Source organism: Zhongshania marina, from assembly GCF_002915595.1.
GTDB classification, from domain to species: Bacteria; Pseudomonadota; Gammaproteobacteria; order Pseudomonadales; family Spongiibacteraceae; genus Spongiibacter; species Spongiibacter marinus_B.
In genome coordinates this window covers 1-18,919 of sequence record NZ_PQGG01000009.1, presented here as the reverse complement: position 1 = coordinate 18,919, position 18,919 = coordinate 1, and the positions used below count along the sequence as shown (strand labels likewise).

General features: G+C 43.9%; 14 protein-coding genes. 10 read left to right on the top strand and 4 right to left on the bottom strand.

Annotated features, from left to right (window positions below; translation table 11 throughout):
* The first annotated feature begins 10 nt into the window (after nucleotides 1–10).
* The 5 genes from C0068_RS03755 (at nucleotide 11) to C0068_RS03735 (ending at nucleotide 5,179) form a co-directional block, all read left to right on the top strand.
* Complete coding sequence (locus C0068_RS03755; RefSeq protein WP_103683164.1) at nucleotides 11–1,123, top strand: phosphotransferase family protein; 1,113 nt, start codon at nucleotides 11–13, stop codon at nucleotides 1,121–1,123.
* Between the two features lie 22 nt (nucleotides 1,124–1,145).
* Complete coding sequence (locus tag C0068_RS03750) at nucleotides 1,146–3,437, top strand: TonB-dependent receptor (protein WP_103683163.1); 2,292 nt, start codon at nucleotides 1,146–1,148, stop codon at nucleotides 3,435–3,437.
* 113 nt (nucleotides 3,438–3,550) lie between these two features.
* Nucleotides 3,551–4,144: a cytochrome c oxidase subunit 3 gene (locus C0068_RS03745; RefSeq protein WP_103683162.1), complete on the top strand. Its 594-nt coding sequence runs from the start codon at nucleotides 3,551–3,553 to the stop codon at nucleotides 4,142–4,144.
* On the top strand, nucleotides 4,099–4,431 hold the full coding sequence (locus tag C0068_RS19845; protein WP_103683161.1) for a cytochrome C oxidase subunit IV family protein: 333 nt from the start codon (nucleotides 4,099–4,101) through the stop codon (nucleotides 4,429–4,431). Before C0068_RS03745 ends, C0068_RS19845 begins: the two co-directional genes overlap by 46 nt.
* 43 nt (nucleotides 4,432–4,474) lie before the next feature.
* The gene (locus tag C0068_RS03735) at nucleotides 4,475–5,179 is read left to right on the top strand and encodes a hypothetical protein (RefSeq protein WP_103683160.1); all 705 of its coding nucleotides are present in this window, start codon (nucleotides 4,475–4,477) and stop codon (nucleotides 5,177–5,179) included.
* Nucleotides 5,180–5,444: 265 nt separating this feature from the next.
* Here the strand turns inward: C0068_RS03735 and C0068_RS03730 are convergent, their stop codons facing one another.
* Nucleotides 5,445–7,763, bottom strand: coding sequence for a TonB-dependent receptor (locus C0068_RS03730; RefSeq protein ID WP_103683159.1), 2,319 nt, complete (start codon nucleotides 7,761–7,763; stop codon nucleotides 5,445–5,447).
* 551 nt (nucleotides 7,764–8,314) lie between these two features.
* On the opposite strand from C0068_RS03730, the gene C0068_RS03725 reads away from it, so the two are divergent.
* The 5 genes from C0068_RS03725 to C0068_RS03705 all read left to right on the top strand — a co-directional run bounded on the left by C0068_RS03725 (nucleotide 8,315) and on the right by C0068_RS03705 (nucleotide 16,200).
* Nucleotides 8,315–10,552 (top strand): TonB-dependent receptor, encoded by a 2,238-nt coding sequence (locus tag C0068_RS03725; protein ID WP_103683158.1) that lies wholly within the window; start codon nucleotides 8,315–8,317, stop codon nucleotides 10,550–10,552.
* A gap of 275 nt (nucleotides 10,553–10,827) precedes the next feature.
* The gene (locus C0068_RS03720) at nucleotides 10,828–11,874 is read left to right on the top strand and encodes a phosphotransferase (protein WP_103683157.1); all 1,047 of its coding nucleotides are present in this window, start codon (nucleotides 10,828–10,830) and stop codon (nucleotides 11,872–11,874) included.
* A gap of 10 nt (nucleotides 11,875–11,884) precedes the next feature.
* Nucleotides 11,885–12,661 (top strand): hypothetical protein, encoded by a 777-nt coding sequence (locus C0068_RS03715; RefSeq protein WP_199176102.1) that lies wholly within the window; start codon nucleotides 11,885–11,887, stop codon nucleotides 12,659–12,661.
* Between the two features lie 161 nt (nucleotides 12,662–12,822).
* Nucleotides 12,823–15,144, top strand: coding sequence for a TonB-dependent receptor (locus C0068_RS03710; protein ID WP_158249905.1), 2,322 nt, complete (start codon nucleotides 12,823–12,825; stop codon nucleotides 15,142–15,144).
* Nucleotides 15,145–15,603: 459 nt separating this feature from the next.
* Complete coding sequence (locus C0068_RS03705; RefSeq protein ID WP_103683155.1) at nucleotides 15,604–16,200, top strand: TetR/AcrR family transcriptional regulator; 597 nt, start codon at nucleotides 15,604–15,606, stop codon at nucleotides 16,198–16,200.
* A 414-nt stretch (nucleotides 16,201–16,614) separates the two neighbouring features.
* Here C0068_RS03705 and tnpC read toward each other — a convergent pair whose 3' ends face one another.
* The 3 genes from tnpC to tnpA are packed head-to-tail and all read right to left on the bottom strand — an operon-like array spanning nucleotide 16,615 to nucleotide 18,842.
* Nucleotides 16,615–18,162, bottom strand: coding sequence for an IS66 family transposase (gene tnpC, locus C0068_RS03700; RefSeq protein ID WP_103682443.1), 1,548 nt, complete (start codon nucleotides 18,160–18,162; stop codon nucleotides 16,615–16,617).
* A gap of 24 nt (nucleotides 18,163–18,186) precedes the next feature.
* Nucleotides 18,187–18,543, bottom strand: coding sequence for an IS66 family insertion sequence element accessory protein TnpB (gene tnpB, locus C0068_RS03695; protein WP_103682444.1), 357 nt, complete (start codon nucleotides 18,541–18,543; stop codon nucleotides 18,187–18,189).
* On the bottom strand, nucleotides 18,543–18,842 hold the full coding sequence (tnpA, locus tag C0068_RS03690; RefSeq protein WP_103682445.1) for an IS66 family insertion sequence element accessory protein TnpA: 300 nt from the start codon (nucleotides 18,840–18,842) through the stop codon (nucleotides 18,543–18,545). Before tnpA ends, tnpB begins: the two co-directional genes overlap by 1 nt.
* Nucleotides 18,843–18,919 lie beyond the last annotated feature (77 nt).

Genomic DNA, 18,919 nt, shown 5'->3' with positions numbered 1-18,919 from the left:
GCTCTAAAGCATGGCAATGAAAAATACTCTAACGGAAGACGTTTTATTAGAAGCGCTTCCTAAAACCATTAAGCGTAATATCAGTGACGCAGAAAATGTGGTGGTTTCTAATATTAGTGTTCCGCAGTCCAGTGGTCTTTCTGCAGAAACGGTAATGTTTAGTGCGTCATGGCAACGTGCTGGAGTCACGGTTGATCGTGATTTTGTGGCGCGAGTTCAGCCTTCTGGACCAGCCTTATTTATGGATTATGATTTGGAAGCAGAGTTCAAAGTCATGCACGCTTTGTCTACAACCTCTGTGCCTGTACCTGCTGTATTGTTTGTTGAAACCGATACCAGCTTCCTTGGCGCTCCGTTTCTGGTAATGGAGCGGGTAGATGGGGATATAGCTGCGGATGATCCTCCTTTTACCGTTGAAGGCTGGGTGTTGGATTTACCGGAAGAACAGCGCGCTTTATTGGCTGATAATAGTCTAAAAGCAATGGTTGATCTTCATAATCAAAATATCGTTGAGCTTGGTTTGGATAATATAGGCCATGGTAATCCAGAGCTTAGTGGATTTGATCGGTTGATTGATTATTGGGCTAAAAAATCTGAGTGGGTTTTAGAAGAAAAAAATCCAACTATTAGTGCTGCGCTGGAATGGGTGTTTGAGAATAAGCCGGATGATACTGACTCAAATGTTTTGAGTTGGGGCGATGCTCGACTCGGCAATATGATCATAGCTAAGGATCAGTCTGTAGCAGCAATTATTGATTGGGAGATGCTTAGCTGTGGGCCGCGAGAGCTAGATCTAGGTTGGTGGTTGTTCCTGCTGAAGCATCATAGCGTGGGTGTGGGTGCAGAATTGCCAAGCGGGTTTAAAACGCGTGATGAGGAAATAGCTCGCTACGAAGAATTGAGTGGTCATAAGGTCAGAAATCTTCACTACTTTGAAGTGTTCGCTGGTTTGCGTATGGCAATCTTGGTAGCGCGTGCGGCATCACTGTTAAAGTCCGCTGGCTATATTCCGAAAGATTCTCCTATGGCGTTAATTAACCCTGCAACCAATTTGCTGGCAGAGTTGCTTGGCTTGCCTGCGCCAGTAGGTGAGTCAGATTACTATATTGGAAGTCGAACATAATATAATAATACAGGTATGCAATATGAAAGGCAGATTAGTATTTCACGTAATGATGTTGAGTGCGGTGTCGTCTGCAGCACAGGCTGCTGGGAATCGTTTTTTAGAAGAGGTTGTCGTTACTGCTCAAAAGCGTGAGCAATCACAGCAAGAAGTTCCAATTTCGATACAAGCATACGGTGGCGAAAAGCTGGAAGCTTTTGGTATTGAAGACACTACACAATTAGCGCAAATTGTTCCGAATCTTCAGTTTACAAGCTCGGCTGGATATAACCTTATATATCTTCGCGGCGTTGGCACAGATGCTTTTGCGTTGTCATCCGACCCTAGTGTTGCTACATATATAGATGGGGTGTATTTGCCTGCGGCACACGGGGTTTTACAATCATTTGCGGGAGTAGAGCGCGTAGAGGTGCTGAAAGGCCCCCAGGGAACTTTGTTTGGTCGTAACTCGACTGGTGGTGCTATCAGCGTGGTTACAAAAGATCCTGATCCAAATGAGATCGTGGCCGAACTTAGTGCGGATTTTGGAAATTATAATCAAGAGACGTATAAAGCTCACTTGAGTTTGCCTGTTACTGAAACTTTGGCTTTCTCTATATCTGCTCTAAGTGATCGCCGAGATGAATTTTACACGCAGAATGGAAATAAACTCCCAGAGAAATTTACTGATGCGGGACGAGTAAAAATTGCATGGTTCCCGACTGAGAATCTTGATTTTGGTTTTACATACTTTAAATCACATCAAGGTGAGGCAAATTCAGCGGTTGCTGAAAATAACCAGCCAAGTGCCTTGGGAGGTCTGTTAGGGATACCAGCTGGAGAAGTTGACTATAACTCCGAGACTGATTTCCAAGGTGGGCTTGAGTCGCACCAAGAAATTTATTACGTCGATGCGACCTTGTCATTGTCTTGGGCTGATATCAAAGCTATGGCATCTGATGTGTTTGTACCATCTGACTATTCAGCAATTGACTTTGATGGATCGAATCAGGGGATTGCGCGATTCGATTCCCGAGATCAATTCTCTGATTACCGGACGTTTGAGTTGCAAGTTACGTCTAATCCAGAAGGTTGGATGGGTGATTCGTTTGAATGGGTTATGGGTTACTACTATTACGAAAGTGAGGCTGGCTACCCAGACGTTAGTCTTTTCGTAGGACCTAACCTCGTCAAGAATATTTTACTAGAAAATCGTTCACCAGCGCTTGATCCATTGTACGAAGTATTAGACTCGGTGTTAGATATTGTCGGTGGATTACCGGTAGTGTCAAATACACCGCTTGGAGAAGACGGGATTGACCTGCAATTAGAAGGTTTGCTTGGAACCGAAAGCCACTCTGTATACTTCCAAACTACTTGGTCTCCGACATCATGGTTTGATTTTACGGTAGGTGGGCGCTACCAAGAAGAGGATCGCTTTTTACTAGCTGCTAATTCTGCAATAGTTCTAACAGATCTTACCAAAGTGAACTTGTTTGATTTTGATCTGGATAGTCAGAAATCTACGAATTTCTCACCTAAAGCTGTTGCATCTTTCTATCCAGCAGAAGATGTTATGGTGTATGCGTCGTGGTCGCAGGGATATAAGAGTGCGACATACAATATAATCAGTATTTACACGCCACCAGATTATGTTGAGCCAGAGGAGGTGACTAATATTGAGCTTGGTATTAAGTCTGATTGGCTAGATAAAAATCTTAGAATTAACGCTGCGGTATTTGATATAGAAATTGATAACCTTCAATCGGGCTTTGTATCACTGCTTGCTGGTGGAGCTGTTACGTTGGAAAATGCGGGTGCTGCGAAAATACAAGGGGTTGAGTTTGATTTTGTCTATTCGCCAACGCCTGTTTTGAACCCTGGGCTAGTTCTTGCTGGTGGAGCGGGATACTTAGATGCTATTTATGAGGAATACAAAAACGGTAGTGGATATGATGAAGCAACTGGCTTGTTTTCAAGCAACTTAGATTTCTCAGGAAATCGTATAGGGCGTACGCCAGACCTAACTGCAAACATTACTATCGCTCAGGTTCTGGAAATCGGTGATTTTGGTGAGTTAGAGATTGCGGTGGACCACTATTATAACTCGGGCTTCTACTATTCTCCGCAAAATACTGTCGAAGAGCCTGAGTACACTCTTACTAATGGTCGGGTTAGTTTCTTGTATACCCCATTAAATTTGCGATTAACTGGATATGCAAAGAATATTCTAGAGACTGAGTATCATTACGCAAAATTCCAAACTGACTTTGGTGTAAACCAAACTTTAGGTGCGCCTAAACAGTATGGGCTGCGTTTAGAGTGGCAGTATTGATATCGTATGCTGAATTAGGGGCTGATATAGCCCCTTATAACTTGGTATATATCAGACAAATATATTAATTCTACTAATTAATAGATGGTCAATTTATTTAAGATGGATAAGGTATGTTAGCGCAAGCGACATTTTTGAAACAAGAACAAAGAAGGAACCCCGGAGAACTAGGAGTTTGGGTTTTCGTCCTGGCAGATATGTTCGTTTTTACAATGCTGTTCTGCCTTTTTTTGCATTACAGAAATGAAGATGTATTTTCGTTTAATGAATCAATGAAGAAGCTTAATCTACATTACGGCATGATTAATACCGTAATTCTCCTTTTTAGCTCATGGTTCGCAGCTAATGCAGCTATGGCAATGCACAAATCCAGTTTGCGTGCGTGTAAACGCTTTATGCTTTTGACTATGTTATGTGGTTTGAGCTTTTTAGTGTTGAAGGGTTTTGAATATTCAGAGAAATTGTCTTATGGGATTACCCCGTACTCGAATGAATTCTTCATGTTTTATTATGTGCTGACAGGTATTCACTTGCTGCATGTAATAATAGGCATATTTGTGGTCGGATTCGCGTGGATAAGATTAAAAGTAGTTGGTGGCGAAGGTATCGGCTCGGTTGGCATTGAAAATGCTGTCACATATTGGCATATGGTAGATTTACTATGGATCATACTGTTCCCGCTATTGTATTTGCTTCCGCTAAGTTGAGGGCTAGGGAAATGAAAAATTACATTTACAGTAAGAATACAGTCGTATTGCTATTTTTGGTAATCCTAACATTATTGTCTTGGTATGTAGGTTTGTCTGGGGATGAGAGTCTTAAGTCAGATGCAGATAGCGTGGTAATGATATTCCTTTCATTTTTGAAGACAGGCTTGGTTATATTGTTCTTCATGGAAGTTAAGTCTTCGAAGCCAGAGCTTTTAGGTATGTGTGGAGTATGGATGGTTGGTTCGTGTGTGCTGACTTCTTCGGTATTGTTGTCTTATATTTAATTTTTGCAAATTTATTTTCGAATATTAATTTCAGGTGGTGAAAATGAACGAAATAACGAAGAATAATATACATCTATTTTATGGGTGGAGTGGGGTTGCATTTGTAGTTATTCTGTCATTTGCGTTTATAGTTGTGGCGGGTTTTTTTCCACCCCCATCCGCAAGCCTTCCCGCAAATGAGATAGCGGAAATTCTATCTGGAAATTCGGCTGCTATTAAGTTTGCGATGATGCTTACTATGTTCGCGGCGATGTTCTACTTTTTGTTTACAGTAATTACCGCCAAATTAATATCTAAGGTGGAAGGCGAGGTTGGAGTATTAACCTTAACCTATGCCTCATCTGGGGGGTTCAATTTAATTGCTTTTTCCTTCCCAGCGATTTGGTGGATTACTGCGGTATTTAGGGCTGACACTCCTTCCTATGTTGTTCAGTTTCTTAACGATATGTCTTGGTTAGAGTTTTTGGGGTTTGTTACTCCCACTCTCATGCTTATGTCTGTAACCGCTGTCGTGTCTTTTGTAGACAAAAGTAAGGATCCTTTGTTTCCCCGATGGTTTGGATGTTTCTGTTTGTGGGGTGTAACTATGTTTATACCGGGACAGGTGATTTTCTTTTTCAACGAGGGCCCATTTTCTTGGGATGGCATGGTAGGATTTTGGGTGCCGGCGATAGACTTTTATTTGCAGTTTATTTTTACAATCTTCTTTGTCTTAAGATATATTTATCGAGAAAGAAGAGAGATATAATTATAGTTGCTTAGTGTTTCTAAATATGTGGAGATGAGCTCCGGTGTGAGTCCCCATATTGGTGAGATATTACGTCCTTGTTTTAGATGACCCTATATTTTATCTCTACTGGTGTAAATGTTCTGAATGTATTCTCGATAAAATAATCCCGTGTTACTTCAGTGTTGCGATTACTCAGCAGGTCGATTTTAACGTAATCTTAGTTAGGCCTTAAAAAAGCGCGGAACTATCGTTCTCGCGCTAAGGGTTTGCCCTGGGTAGGGTATTAAAAGAAGTTGTAGTTGGCAGACACGCCATATACTCGCGTCATACCGGTGTAGCGAGCAGCACCGTCACCAGCTTGAATAATACTTACAGTACTAAGCTCATCTGTTAAGTTTTGTCCAAAGAGTGTGATTTTCCAGCGCTCATCTAGTGATGCCAATCGAATGCGGGCATTGATTAAGTTGTAACTGTCATGGGCAAACAAGGGGTTTTGATCTAAAGTTGAGTTTGTTTCGCCGGTATAGCTATAGTCGGCTGCAAAGCCTAGTTCTATGTTGCTGCTAATTGGAAATGAGTAATCTACTAAGAATGTATATTCCAGTTCTGGAGAAAAGTTGAAAGGTAGACCGGCAAAATTTGTTGGTTGTCCGTCAAAGCCTGTGCTTTCAAATTCTTCTATTTCTGTCTCGATATACGAAGCTGCTAGAGACATGAGTAAGCCTTCAAATGGCGTAACTGTCATATCCATTTCTACACCCTGTACCTTAGATTTAGGTGCGTTTTGTAACACTGGAAGAGGCCCAAAAATAGGATCAAGAATACGAGTCAGCAGTTGCTTGTCTCTGTAGTCGTAGTAAAACAGGGCGCTGTTTAGCTGGATGCGTTTATCCCATAAGGTATTCTTTGCACCTAATTCGTAGGCAAGCAGCTCTTCTTGTTTTACTGCAGCGTATTGAGCCTGGTCTGATGAGCTAAGTACTGGAAAGCCTCCGGATTTAAAACCGCGACTTGCTGAGAGATAAATTAAGATATCATCTGCTGGTGTCCAGTTTAGCGCAATACGAGATGACACATTATTTTCGTTTAGGCTGTTTTTAACGACATCATTCCCGCCGTTTTCATCCAAAGTAACGCATTCATTTTTTTGGATGAGATTGATACTTCCTCGCGTTGCAGCAACTGCACTAAAGAGCGCGGTAATTCCAACCCCGGTTGAGTCATTGGGTTCTGTTGAGCATCCTTCGAAGCTGCGTTCGTCAATGGTATAGCGCGCACCTGCATCTAGTTTAAACGTTGAACTGAGCTGCCAGCTGGTATTTGCGAAAATAGCATATTGATCAGCGTTGAAATCACCGTATGTGTAAATCCGGCTTCCTATTAAGTTGTTGCCTAATACAGGGTAGAGCGCGCTATTGGTATCGACGAACAAGGTGTGTCCCTCGAAACCTTCATCGTGGCTGATGTTGCCGCCAATCATCCAGTCAATGTCATTTCCCCAAATACCGTCGATGCGTGCCTCTAATGCAGTAGTTTTAATACTTGCGTCTAGGATTTGCTCTGCATTAGATACCGAATAACCAGATTGTGGAAGGTAGGAGCTGTCGTCACCTACTTCGCCGTGGGAGAGGATAAGGGTCAGCGCAGAATCCGCAGAGAAGTCCCATCTTGTTTTTAATGAAACTTGGTCAAAGTATTGATTGAGTTGCCATTCGAATGCGGGATCCCAGTCGGCAACTCGGTTGTCGTCGGTATCTGCATCAACAAGTGGATGACTGCTAATGCTTGGTGAAATTGCCGCTGCTCCAATTGTTGCGTTTTGAGGTACTACGCCGATGGGTTGGGGTGCCTGTGGGTCACTTTTGTCGCGCCAGCCTTCCGCCACTAAGCGCATTTCTAATGTTTCTGCTGGGCTCCATTCGAGTGCGCCACGGTATGAAAATTTGTTCTTTTCACCCAATTCATCGTTAGGTCTTGTGAGGCTGTACTGCCACCCCTCGTCTGAATAAATGCCGCGTACCGCTAGTCGTCCAGCTAAGTTATCAGTGAGTGGGCCACTAATATACCCTTCCGATTCATAGGTATTATAAGATGAATAGCCCGCGCTAATTCCCGCCTCAAACTCTTGGCTAGGTTTGTTTGATACGTAGTTAATTAGGCCGCCTGTGGTATTGCGGCCATATAGTATCCCTTGTGGTCCTTTTAAGACTTCAACTCGCTCGATATCCAGATTCGCGCCTTTAGACATTACCGCGTAGGGCAGGTTAACTTCATCAACATATATACCCACAGTGGAGGTGGCGTTATATGTGGCGTCATTGAATCCGATGCCGCGGAGTGTATAGATTGGAGTTGAGTAGCCGCTATCTGAATAGGTTAATCCAGGAATCAAATTCCCTAAATCGCGGGTGTCAGTTACGCCGAGTTCATTTAGGCGATTGCCTGTAAAAGCGCTAATGGCTATTGGGACATCGTTAACGGATTCTGAACGCTTTTGGGCTGTGACTACTATTTCTTCTAGCACGGGTGCGGCGTAAAGTTGGCCGCTTAATGCGCCAGCCGCTAATGCGCAATATATCAATTTAGTGTCTTTTATTTTCATTTGTAAGTGTTCCTCTGTCTAAATTTTACGATTACGCCATCTATAGAGTATAGAGGTGGGGAGCCTGTGATCTGTGTTTTTGCAGTTCGAATTCATAATTTAGTTGCACAAATCATCCTATTGTGAAATATTTGAGCCTATTGTTGTTCTTGTGCTAAGTAAGGGGATCGTCGTAATGGACGATATTTTGAATTGAGATTTCCCGTTTGGCTTATCAAAAGGGGGGATACGTAATTCGAAAGTATTGTAGGGCTATTCGAATTTACTCGTTTTTAGTGAGGTTATATGATTTTTAATCTCAATTTTGTATTACCTGATCGGGTAAGGTGAGTGTTTTATTGAATAACTATTTTTACTAAATAATTTTAATAAAGTTTATGATTGGTGATGTTGCAAAAAGTCCTTCCTGTTTATGTTTCTAATATCGTCTGAATAGACGAGACGGTTGTGTTTTTTAGGTTGTACGTTGTCATTTGTATGTTTTGTCGATGAGTTATTTGCAAATTTTGTGAGTAATATTTTTAAGATAATATAACGAGAGAATAGATTATATGTGGTACTTAAATAAGAGCAGTAAGAGTGCGTTAATGCTGCCGATAGCGGCAACGTTTACTATGCTGCCAAGTGTGGCATTTGCGCAGGATAATAAGTCGCTTGCAATAGAGGAGGTTGTTGTATCGGCGCAAAGGCGAGAGCAAAACTTACAAGACGTTCCTATTTCTATTCAGGCGTTTTCCGAGAATACGTTGAAGGACTCTGGTGTTGATAATATTCAGAATTTGGGCTCTGTGACGCCAGGGCTAAATATGACGGGACAGTTGCAAGCTGTTACACCCTACATTCGCGGTGTAGGTTCGCCAGATGCATCTGTTGGTCAAGAGTCTAATGTTGCCGTATATATAGATGGTGTATATCAGGCAAACCCAAATGTTACGGCATTTTCGTTCAACAACATTGAGCGCGTTGAGGTTTTGAAAGGGCCTCAAGGTACTTTATTTGGCCGTAACGCCACAGGTGGTTTGCTTCAAATTATATCGAAAACACCTAGTGATACACCTTATATAAAGGGGTCGGTTAAGGCTGAGAATTATCAAACCTTTGGTTCTAAACTTTACGCAACTAACGGCCTTTTTGACGGTGTCGCAGGTGATATTGCACTTGTGTACTCAGATCAGAATGACGGATATGGCGAAAACCTAACATTGAATACCGATGTTAATAAGTCTACCGAAAAAGGCGCGCGGGTAAGTTTGCTCTTTGATCTATCAGAGGATTCTTCGTTACTTTTAGCTGGTGATTACGCCAAGCGTTCAAGCAGTGTGGGTATGTATAACGCAGTTTATCCAGGCTCGGTTGCTTTTGATGGTCAAGTGATTTTTGCAGGTTGTGTTGCTGGCATGGGTGGTGATCCAGCTGCGCCGACGGCAAATCAAGCGGGTACCTGTGTACCTATTGCCCAAGATCAGGCTACAAAAGCGCCGGATGATTGGCAGGATAGCTATAGTGCGTATTTGGGGGAGAGTTTATCTACAACCCGAGGTTTTACTGCTACATATACTCGAAGCTTAGGTAATGTCGATTTTAAAAGTATTACAGCTTGGCGTGAGTCAAGTGTGTCTAGTGATTTTGAGCAATCTGCTTCGGCTCTAGAATTAATTCATATTGATATTAATAAGCAGGGCTATGATACAACGTCACAGGAATTTCAGTTTTCATATTTAGGTGATCGTTTCAATTGGGTAGCAGGTCTTTATTTGTATGATGATACCTCCGGTATGGTGGGGCGTGGTCTAGGTATTTCCGGCGCTGTTGTTTCCCCTAGTCAGAGGATTGTTGCGGAAATTGATACTCGTTCATACGCTGCTTTTGGTGAGGTTGTCTATAGTTTAAGAGATAGTACACGGTTGACATTGGGCGCTAGATTTACCAAGGATGAACGTGGAATCACTCAAGACTTTTATAGTGGTGGCGCATTTGCGTTATCTAGCTCAGATGAGGAGAGCTGGTCTGAGCCAACGTGGCGTGTGGTATTGGATCAAGATTTTGGTGAATCTACATTGGCATATGCCAGTCTTTCACGCGGGTTTAAGAGTGGTAATTACAACGTAAGTGCTGCTCCTGGTCAGGTGCCGGTTGATCCGGAATTTATTGATTCATTTGAGCTTGGCGTTAAGGCTCAGGTTTTGGATAACCGTTTGCAGTTTAATTTTGCTGCGTTTGCGTATGATTATACTGATATGCAGGTTTCACGCATTGAGGCTGGATCGCTAGTGACTGTGAATGCAGCGGAGGCTGATGTTTCTGGGTTAGAGTTCGATTTTGTGGGTAATGTGTCTTCCCAGCTGCAGGTAATGGGTGGTTTGTCGTATGTAAAGAGCGAGTATGCAAAGTTTAAAAATGCGCCTGTCTATGTTCCCAGTTCAACCGGTTTAGGTGGCAATGAGTTGGTGGTGACAGATTTGTCAGGCAATGATTTGGCTCGATCTCCGGAGGTAACCGCTAATGTAGGTGCTACCTATGATATTGGGCCATTCGTTCTTGGAGCCAACTATTACTACAATGACGGTTTTAGCTGGGAGCCTTCCGGGAGAATCAAACAGGACTCTTATCAAACAGTCAATGCATTCGCTGCGTGGTATAACTCGGATAGAACTATTGGTGTGCGTTTGTACGGGAATAACTTAACTGATGAAGAGTACGCTAGCTTTGTTTTAGAACAGGAAGTGGCAGATAACTATGAGCCCGCGCCGCCTAGAACCTTTGGTGTAGAACTTAGCTATGAATTTTGATGGTTAGGGGAAGTTTACAGAAAAAGTAGTAATTACACTCGATATTCGCCATGGCCTTCTTCAGTTTTTTGAGGTGGATCATGGTGAATTTTAATTTGGCGGGCAGTAAATATATATTTCTGCGAAGTTTCATTTTTCCAATGTATTTAATATCTGGGGCTGAGATTTAGCGTTTAGGTAGATTATTAATATAATCAATTCTTAGTCTTTGTTGGTAAAAAATATTTTGCAGAAGCCAGTTCGCCTTTTATTTAATGTGAAGGATTGATGAGCCAATGAAAGAATTACCGCGAGATATTAGTGGTCTTACAGCTGAGTGGTTGGAGGGAGCGCTTAACAGATCGGGTATTAGTGTGAAGGTGGAAAGCCTGGAACAGACGAGAGTTATCTGGGGCACTGCAACTAAGGTATTTATTACGGCCGAGTATTCGGGAAAGGACAGTCATAAGATAACATCAAAATTATGTATTAAAGGTGGGTTTGATGAGGGAGCTAGAAATTTTAATTTAGGTGCTGCCTATGAGTTGGAGGGTAATTTTTTTAGGGATATTGCACCGACTCTGTCCATACCGTTGCCGCGCTGCTTTTCTGCTGAAGTCGAAGTAGATCAAAGTATTCTAATTTTGGAGGATATGACGGAGAGGGGAGTATATTTTCCTGAGGCTCAGGAGGGGCTAGGCTTAGATATGGTATCTAAAGCTTTGGAGGTCATGGCTTCGTGGCAAGCTTCGGCATGGGGAACGAAAGCCCCTCAATATGATTGGTTGCCTGTTGGGTGCCGCGCGGTTCGTCAGGCATTAGATACTTTGCTTACTGATGAGTTGTTTTTTGATCTTACCGGAAGAGATATTATTCCGGCTTTGCCTGAACGTCTTCAAGACCCCGCGTTGGTTCGATCTGCTTACCATCAGCTTTGGGCTGATGCAGATCAGGCTGAACTGACGTTGAGTCATGGCGATGCGCATGTTGGGCAAACATATATTGATAATCAATCAAATCCTGCATTCTTAGATTGGCAAGGTGTTTGCCTAGCGCCTTGGGCGTCTGATGTGGCTTATTTCATCGGTGGCGCCCTATCACCAGAAGTCCGTAGAGAAAATGAGCGGGATTTACTGCGGCATTATATTGACACGTTAGCATCGCGCGGCGGACCTCTGTTGGACGAGGAAATGGCTTGGCTTGAATATCGGAAACATACTTTACATGGGTTTGTATGGGCGCTCACTCCATTGAATCTACAACCTGAGCCGGTGGTTACTGAATTAGCGCGTCGTTATTTGGAAGTTATTGCGGATCATCGTCCAGAAACACTTTTAACATAAGGAGCGTGACATGACGCTACAAGCTATAAATTCTAGTGCAAATATTCCCGTGAGTGAGATGGGGCAGCTCGTTGCCACCACCTTAACGTTTGGGCTTGCCGCAATTGTTCTTATTTTGGTTGTAAGGCTTTGTTTGAAAGAAAAAGTAGCGTGGCCTTTGTTGGTTTTAATAAGTGGATTGATTACGTGTTTAATGGAGCCTTTGTTCGACAACTTATATGGCTTATATTTCTTTGAGAAGGGCCAGTGGCACCTATATACAACGTTTGATAGTGCTCAGCCTATTTGGCTTCCTCCTGCATATCTCGCTTTTTATGGGGGAGCCGCTGTCTACGTTGTTCGTGCATTACAGGCGCAGCCTGCAATGAGTACCGTATGGCGTATGTATTGGCAAATAGTGGCGATGGCTATCGTTTCCGAAATATCCTATATCAGTGTTTTGGGAGTGTATGAATATCAAGGAAATCAGCCATTCGTCATGTTTGGATATCCCATATTTTTAGGATTTACCAACGCGATGTCTGCATTGGTCGGTGGCATTATTATTTATCGTGTACTTCCAAAGGTGAAGGGTCGAATTGAGTCGCTGTCTTTGGTGCCAGTTATCCCCGGGGCATTTGCTATGGGGTTATTTGGTAGCGGAATTGTGTATCTTTCTGTAAGGCAGATCGAGGAGTTACAAGATACGATATTACTTCACCTAGCAGCACTTACAGTAGTAATTGGGATTGCTAGTACCATAAATTTATTTGGTAAGTCTTTCGTTGTGCGACCTGACTCTAAGTGATTTGTGTAAATCAGTTTGGTAGTAGCGTATATCATTAGATGCAGAGTTTTTTATATCGTAGTTGCATCTATTTTAATCAATATTGGGGGTGACATTATGGAGGTCGCCTTTCCTAGATAATTTTTTCTTTGATAAATAACAATAAATTGATGGAGGTTGTAATGAATAGATTTCTTGTATTTTTGGTGATATCTATTGGTTTTGGAGTTTCTTACACACATGCTGATCGTGGCGATAATAGAAGGGTTTTAGAGGAGGTTGTTGTTACTGCCCAAAAGCGCAGTGAATCAGTTAATGATGTACCGATTACTATTACTGCGATCAGTGGTGAGAAAATGAAAACCCTAGGTATTACTGATACGAGAGATATAGGGAAGGTTACACCGGGTTTTACGTTTTCTAAGAGTGGGGTGGGTACGCCGGTTTATACATTGCGGGGCGTAGGCTTTAATGATCAGAGTTTTTTTGCGTCGCCGACCGTTAGTGTTTACGTAGACGAGGCGCCTTTGCCATTCTCATTTATGAGTAAGGGGCCTAACGTAGATGTAGAGCGGGTTGAGGTGTTAAAGGGGCCACAAGGTACATTATTTGGGAGAAATACTACTGGTGGAGCTATTAACTATATATCTAATAAGCCTGGAGACAGTTTAGAGGCAGCTGCTAGCGCGACATACGGCTCATTTTCGACCTACGAGCTAGAGGGTATGGTATCAGGGCCGGTGACTGATACGCTTGGTGCGCGCATTGCTGCTCGCACTATACAGTCAGATGAGGGGTGGCAGGAGAGTGTATCTCGCCCCGGCGATACTTTAGGAGAGGTCGATAAATACTCTTTGCGCGGTATGCTCAATTGGGATGCTACTGATAATCTCTCATTTATGTTTTCTGTTAGTGCTTGGGCCGATAAAAGCGAGCCCCAGTCTCCACAGGCGATCGCGGTGATTCCACAAAACCCATTTACTGGCGGTGCAGTTCAGTCGCCAAGGGTACAGAATGCTGAATTGGTGGATCGGAACACTAGTGATAACAAGGCTGCAGACTGGACGACAGAGTTAGATCTTCGGCTCAACGATAGCTTTTATTCCACCACGCTCCACGCTAAATGGGCACTAAGTGATAGTGCTGAGCTGGTTAGTATTAGTTCTTTTGCTCAGGCAAAGTCAGACGGCTCGGTTTTGCCGGCAGGATTAGATGCGCTGGTAAGTGACTATATTATTGATGCGAGCTTGCAAACGATTTCTCAGGAGTTGCGCTTGTCTGTGTCGGATGGTCAGGGTATTGACTGGATGGCGGGTGTGAATTTGTCTTTTGACGAGGGGGATCAACATAATCGTGCTTTCGATCGCGATGTTAGTTCAGCATTTCCAATTTTAGGTTTGGTTTCGGTGTTTACCGAGGTTGGCGTTGCTGGAGAGTCTAAGGCAGAGCAGGCTTCTATTTTTGGTAATGTTGAGTGGTATATCTCCGATACATTTAAGTTAATTGCGGGTGCTCGTTACAATAATGAGAAGAGCGAGTTCCAAGGGTGCTCCTTCGATGAGCCTACTAGTGAGGGTACAGGGCTGGCGCCATTGTTGACTGCAGTTGCATTGACTCGTGGCAATGTAACCCTCATTGGGCGGGGTGAATGTTTTACGCTTGATGAGAACGGAGGTAACGACATTTTCCGTGGTGAGCTTAAGGAGGATAGCTTGTCGGGTCGCGTCACTTTAAACTGGACTCCTAATGATGATGTCTTGTACTACATGTCGTACTCGCGGGGTACTAAATCCGGTGGCTTCCCTTTGTTACCTGCGTCAAATCAATCTCAATTTAAACCTGTGACCCAGGAAGAGTTGTCTGCTTGGGAGCTAGGTGCGAAAGCGACAATGCTTGAAGGTTCAATGCAATTGAATGGCGCTGTTTTTGATTATTCCTACATTGATAAGCAGTTGCTAACTCGTGTTGACGATCCTTTTTTTGGTCCATTGCCGATTCTTCAAAACGCGCCCAAATCTAAAGTGCGCGGCGCGGAATTTAGCTTAAGCATAACGCCGTTGGATGGTCTTTTTTTAAGTGCCGCGGCTAGTTGGATAGAGACTGAAATTAAGGAGTTTGAGAGCTTAGATATCAATGGCCAGCCGGCAGATTTTGCAGGGCAGCCATTTAATTATTCGCCGGAAATTCAGTATAACCTACTTGCGGACTATAGCTTTCCGATAGCTCAATCTTATGTGGCTGGGTTTTCTCTAGATTACAGCTACAGCGATGATTCTAATGCAACTCTAGAAGAAAATGCGCTTTATGAGCTTGATAGCTATGGTATTTTTAATCTGCGTGCTAGGTTGGGTACTGCAGATGAGCGTTGGATGCTCAGTGTGTGGGGTCGTAATATTACCGATGAATTTCAGGCAATTAATGTGTATCAAATTGCGGATGTTGTCGGTAGGTATACAGGGATGCCCTCGGCTTATGGTGTTAGCGTTGATTATCGTTATGACTGATACCTAATGTTTTTCCTAAAAGAGTGGGTGATATAACGTCGAAATTTATGCTTCTGGACAGAGTCTTTTCTGCGGCATGTAGACGTTCTCATCCGCTTGTTTCGTCATAAACTTAGTTATGACGTAATCATCTGCTGTTGAGGCGTTCACAGGAAGCGTCTTAACCTCGGGCGAAACATTAGCAATTACCTCATGGGATCGTCTGCCGCTTTGAGCGCTATCTCCCAGTGGGTCTATTAGCCAAAAGTATCAGCAAATTGATGGTGTAAATGTAAGAAGTAGTGGCTGACTTGGTCTTTCGTTGTGCAAGTGGGTGAAAATTACACAGAATCATTTCTATGGTAGCATTGCTTAGGCTAGATCAATTTCTAGCCACATATCTATGTCAGTCAATGATGTATTCTGTCACCTTGGCTAGGGGGCAATAGTACGCTTTCTGTAAGAGAAGATTATTCATTCATGCTAAGTAGAACTGCAAAACGACGTCGCGAAGAAATCCTCCGTGCAGCAGAAGATATTATTGTAAGCAAGGGCTTTGCTAAGGCTTCGATGGATGTTATTGCTGAGCGGGCTGGTTGCACTCGACGTACCTTGTACAGCTACTTTTCGAGCAAAGATGTTATGTTCGCCGAATTATTTGAGCGGCATGCCGTGAGTGAAAAGTATGCAAGGGTTCAAAAAAGTATTGAAGGACTGGATTTCGAAACTGCGTTATTTCAAGGTTTTAAGCTTTCTGTCCAGCTGATGCGGAAAGATGCGCTAATGCATGAGTTGATGTATGGCGGAGGAGTATACTGGTTTCAGCAACAAATGATGGATGATTCGTCACCTATTTTTCAAAAAACACTATCAGTCAATTTGAGTTTTTGGGGTGGGTTGATCGACGATGCTAGGTTAAAAGGTTGTATTGATGCCGAAATCAGTAATGAGCAGCTGATGAAGTGGTATAGCGCCGTGCATTATATGATGGTGGTTCGTGTGAAAACAACGCAAGCAGAGGCTGATTTTTTGCTAAAGAAATTTATTATCCCTTCTATAGTACGTCACACTCAATAGAATTCGTAAGCTTGAGTCTTGTTGGCCAGACGGCCTAGCTGCTGGCTAGGGAGAAACAGCTTATCTTGTGGTTAGTCAGCTAATCCACGGTAATGTGATCATCAAAAGCGCAGGTAGGGTTTTGGGTGCCGGCGATAGACTTTTATCTGCAGTTTATTTTTACAATCTTCTTTGTCTTAAGATATATTTATCGAGAAAGAAGAGGAATGTTGTCTATAGTTGCTTAGTGTTTCGTAAGTAAGCGCTCAACAAACCCCGCCCAATTAATTATTTGCAAACTCAGATAATGCACCTATAGTTTTCTACAGGCTCTGGATGAGTCTACAGCATGGAAGGTAATCTCAAGGATGAGGGGCAGCAAGGGATTGGATGGCGTTGCCAAGAAGGCGACTGCCTTCCTGCTACTTTTCTGTATTAGGCGTTTGCCCACGGCAACAATGCCTGTAATTCTTCGGTTGTTGTCATACTTGGTAATTGATTAAAGACTTTGCACAAATACACGTAAGGCTCAAGGCCATTGGCTTTTGCCGTTTCGATTAAACTATAAATAGCGGCGCTGGTATGAGCACCTCTAGGCGTTGCGCTAAACAGCCAGTTCTTGCGACCTATAACAAAAGGCCGGATGGCATTCTCGGCAAGGTTGTTATCAATATTCACGTCACCATCTTCCGTGTATCGAATCAACTTTTCCCAATTTTTATTGAGATAACCCAGTGCGGTACCCAGCAGGCCTTTGGGCAAGGTACTGTGTAAAGTTTTGTCCAACCACTCCCTAAGGGCATTGAGGATCGGAACGCTTTTGTCTTGTCGCAGCTGGTGACGGGCTTCGCTGCTCGCGTCCTTCGCCTGCTTTTCGATAGCATACAGCTTGGCAATATAGTTAATGGCCACATCGGCCTTGCCGGTGCGGGTAGTCTTTTTGTCTTTGGAGATAGCCGCCTTTTGGGCATCAATGAATTTACGGCGTGCGTGTGCCCAGCACCCCACATGGCTAATATCTTCTTGGCGGCCGACGGCATGGTAGCCTGCATAGTCATCGGTTTGCAGATAACCACTAAAACCCGTGAGTAAGTTCTTCGCCACGCTGCCAGCGCGACTCGGCGCATAGTCATACAACACGATGGGGTGATCTGGGGCGCCACTACGCCTGACCCACATATACGATTGGCTACTCGCGGGCCTGTCCGGTTCGTTTAATACCTGAAGCGGCGTTTCGTCGCACTGGATGATTTTGCCTCGGCGAAGCTCGTGATCAAGCTGGGTGATGAGTGGCGCGATCAATTCGCCGCTGCGCATCATCCAATTCGCGAGGGTGTTGCGGGGGATATCAATTTCCATCCGTTTGAAGATGGCTTCTTGGCGGTGCAGCGGCAGCGCATCTTGGTATTTCGCGGTAGCGATATACGCCAGTAGGCCTGGGCTCGCATTGCTCTTTGGAATGGGCTGTGCGGGTAATGCGGCGGTACATACTGTCGACTCACACGCTTTGCAGGCGTATTTCAGTCGGGCGTGTACTAAGACTTGGACGGTTGCGGGAATGATATCCAACTGCTCGCTGGTGTCTTCGCCAATATGCGTTAGCGCACAACCGCAGTCACAGACTTTCTCTACATCAGACAGGTCATGTTCGATACGGACGCGAGGCAAGTCAGCAGGCAACGATTTACGACCACGAGATTTGCGACGCTCGTATTGGATCGTTTCGGTTTCGGCGTCATCCGTGTTTTCGCTAAGGTCGTCTTCAGAAGCAGGCTCAGCCGCTTCGGCTTCATTAAACAGCTCGGCCTGTTCGTCCGACTTCTCGCTACTGGCCGCAAAGCGTTTATGCCTGAGTAAACGCACTTGCTCTTCGAGTAACGAGATGCGTTTATCCTTCTCATTGAGGCGAAGTTCTTTCTCAAACAGCAAAGCTTTGAGTGCAGAAATATCATCGGGAAGTGTGTTGGTGGGAGGCGGTGTCATGCTGTGTATTATATCAAAAGTGAGTCAGCTAACCGAATCAAAATACAAGGTTTCATGCGGTTTATTGCGCCAAATATCCAAGCCATCAAGCAAAAAGTTTAAGTCGCGACCATCGCGTAATTCATAGCCGGATTCGCATTGGCGAGGCCATTTAAAGCGCTGCTTTTCTAGGCGCTTATACCAGACCACAAAACCGTTTCGCTCCCAATACAGAAGTTTGATTTTATCCCGGCCACGATTACAAAATACAAATAGCACCTCCATCATCGGCGAGAGCGCCAGCTCGGTTTCAACCAGCGCGGCCAATCCGTTGATGGACTTGCGCATATCCACCGGAGCCATGTACAAATAGACCTCAACATGGGAGGTCGGCCGCAGCATCAGTTCGACTCCCGCAGGATATGTAGTACCACGGGCAAGACAACAGGCAAATCGTTGGCGGATAATTCCAATCGAACGCCCAGCGGCAAATTCATGATCATACGAGATGAGGTCGGCATACCGCCCAGCTTCATTAATTTCGCAGCCGGTTCTTTTGCGGGGCTCAGCCGATTACGCCAATAAGCAAAGTTGTGAAACTTGATCTCATGCTGCTTGCAATACGCAGCTTGAGATAGGTTGCTGCCTTGCCAAGCAGAGACGTGGTCTTGCCAGAATTGTGTTTTGTTGATTGTGTTCATGGACGACTCCTCAGCTTAAAACTGAAGAGTAAATCTACCGCGACGAAATTATTAGATGGGGTTTATTGAGCGCTTAC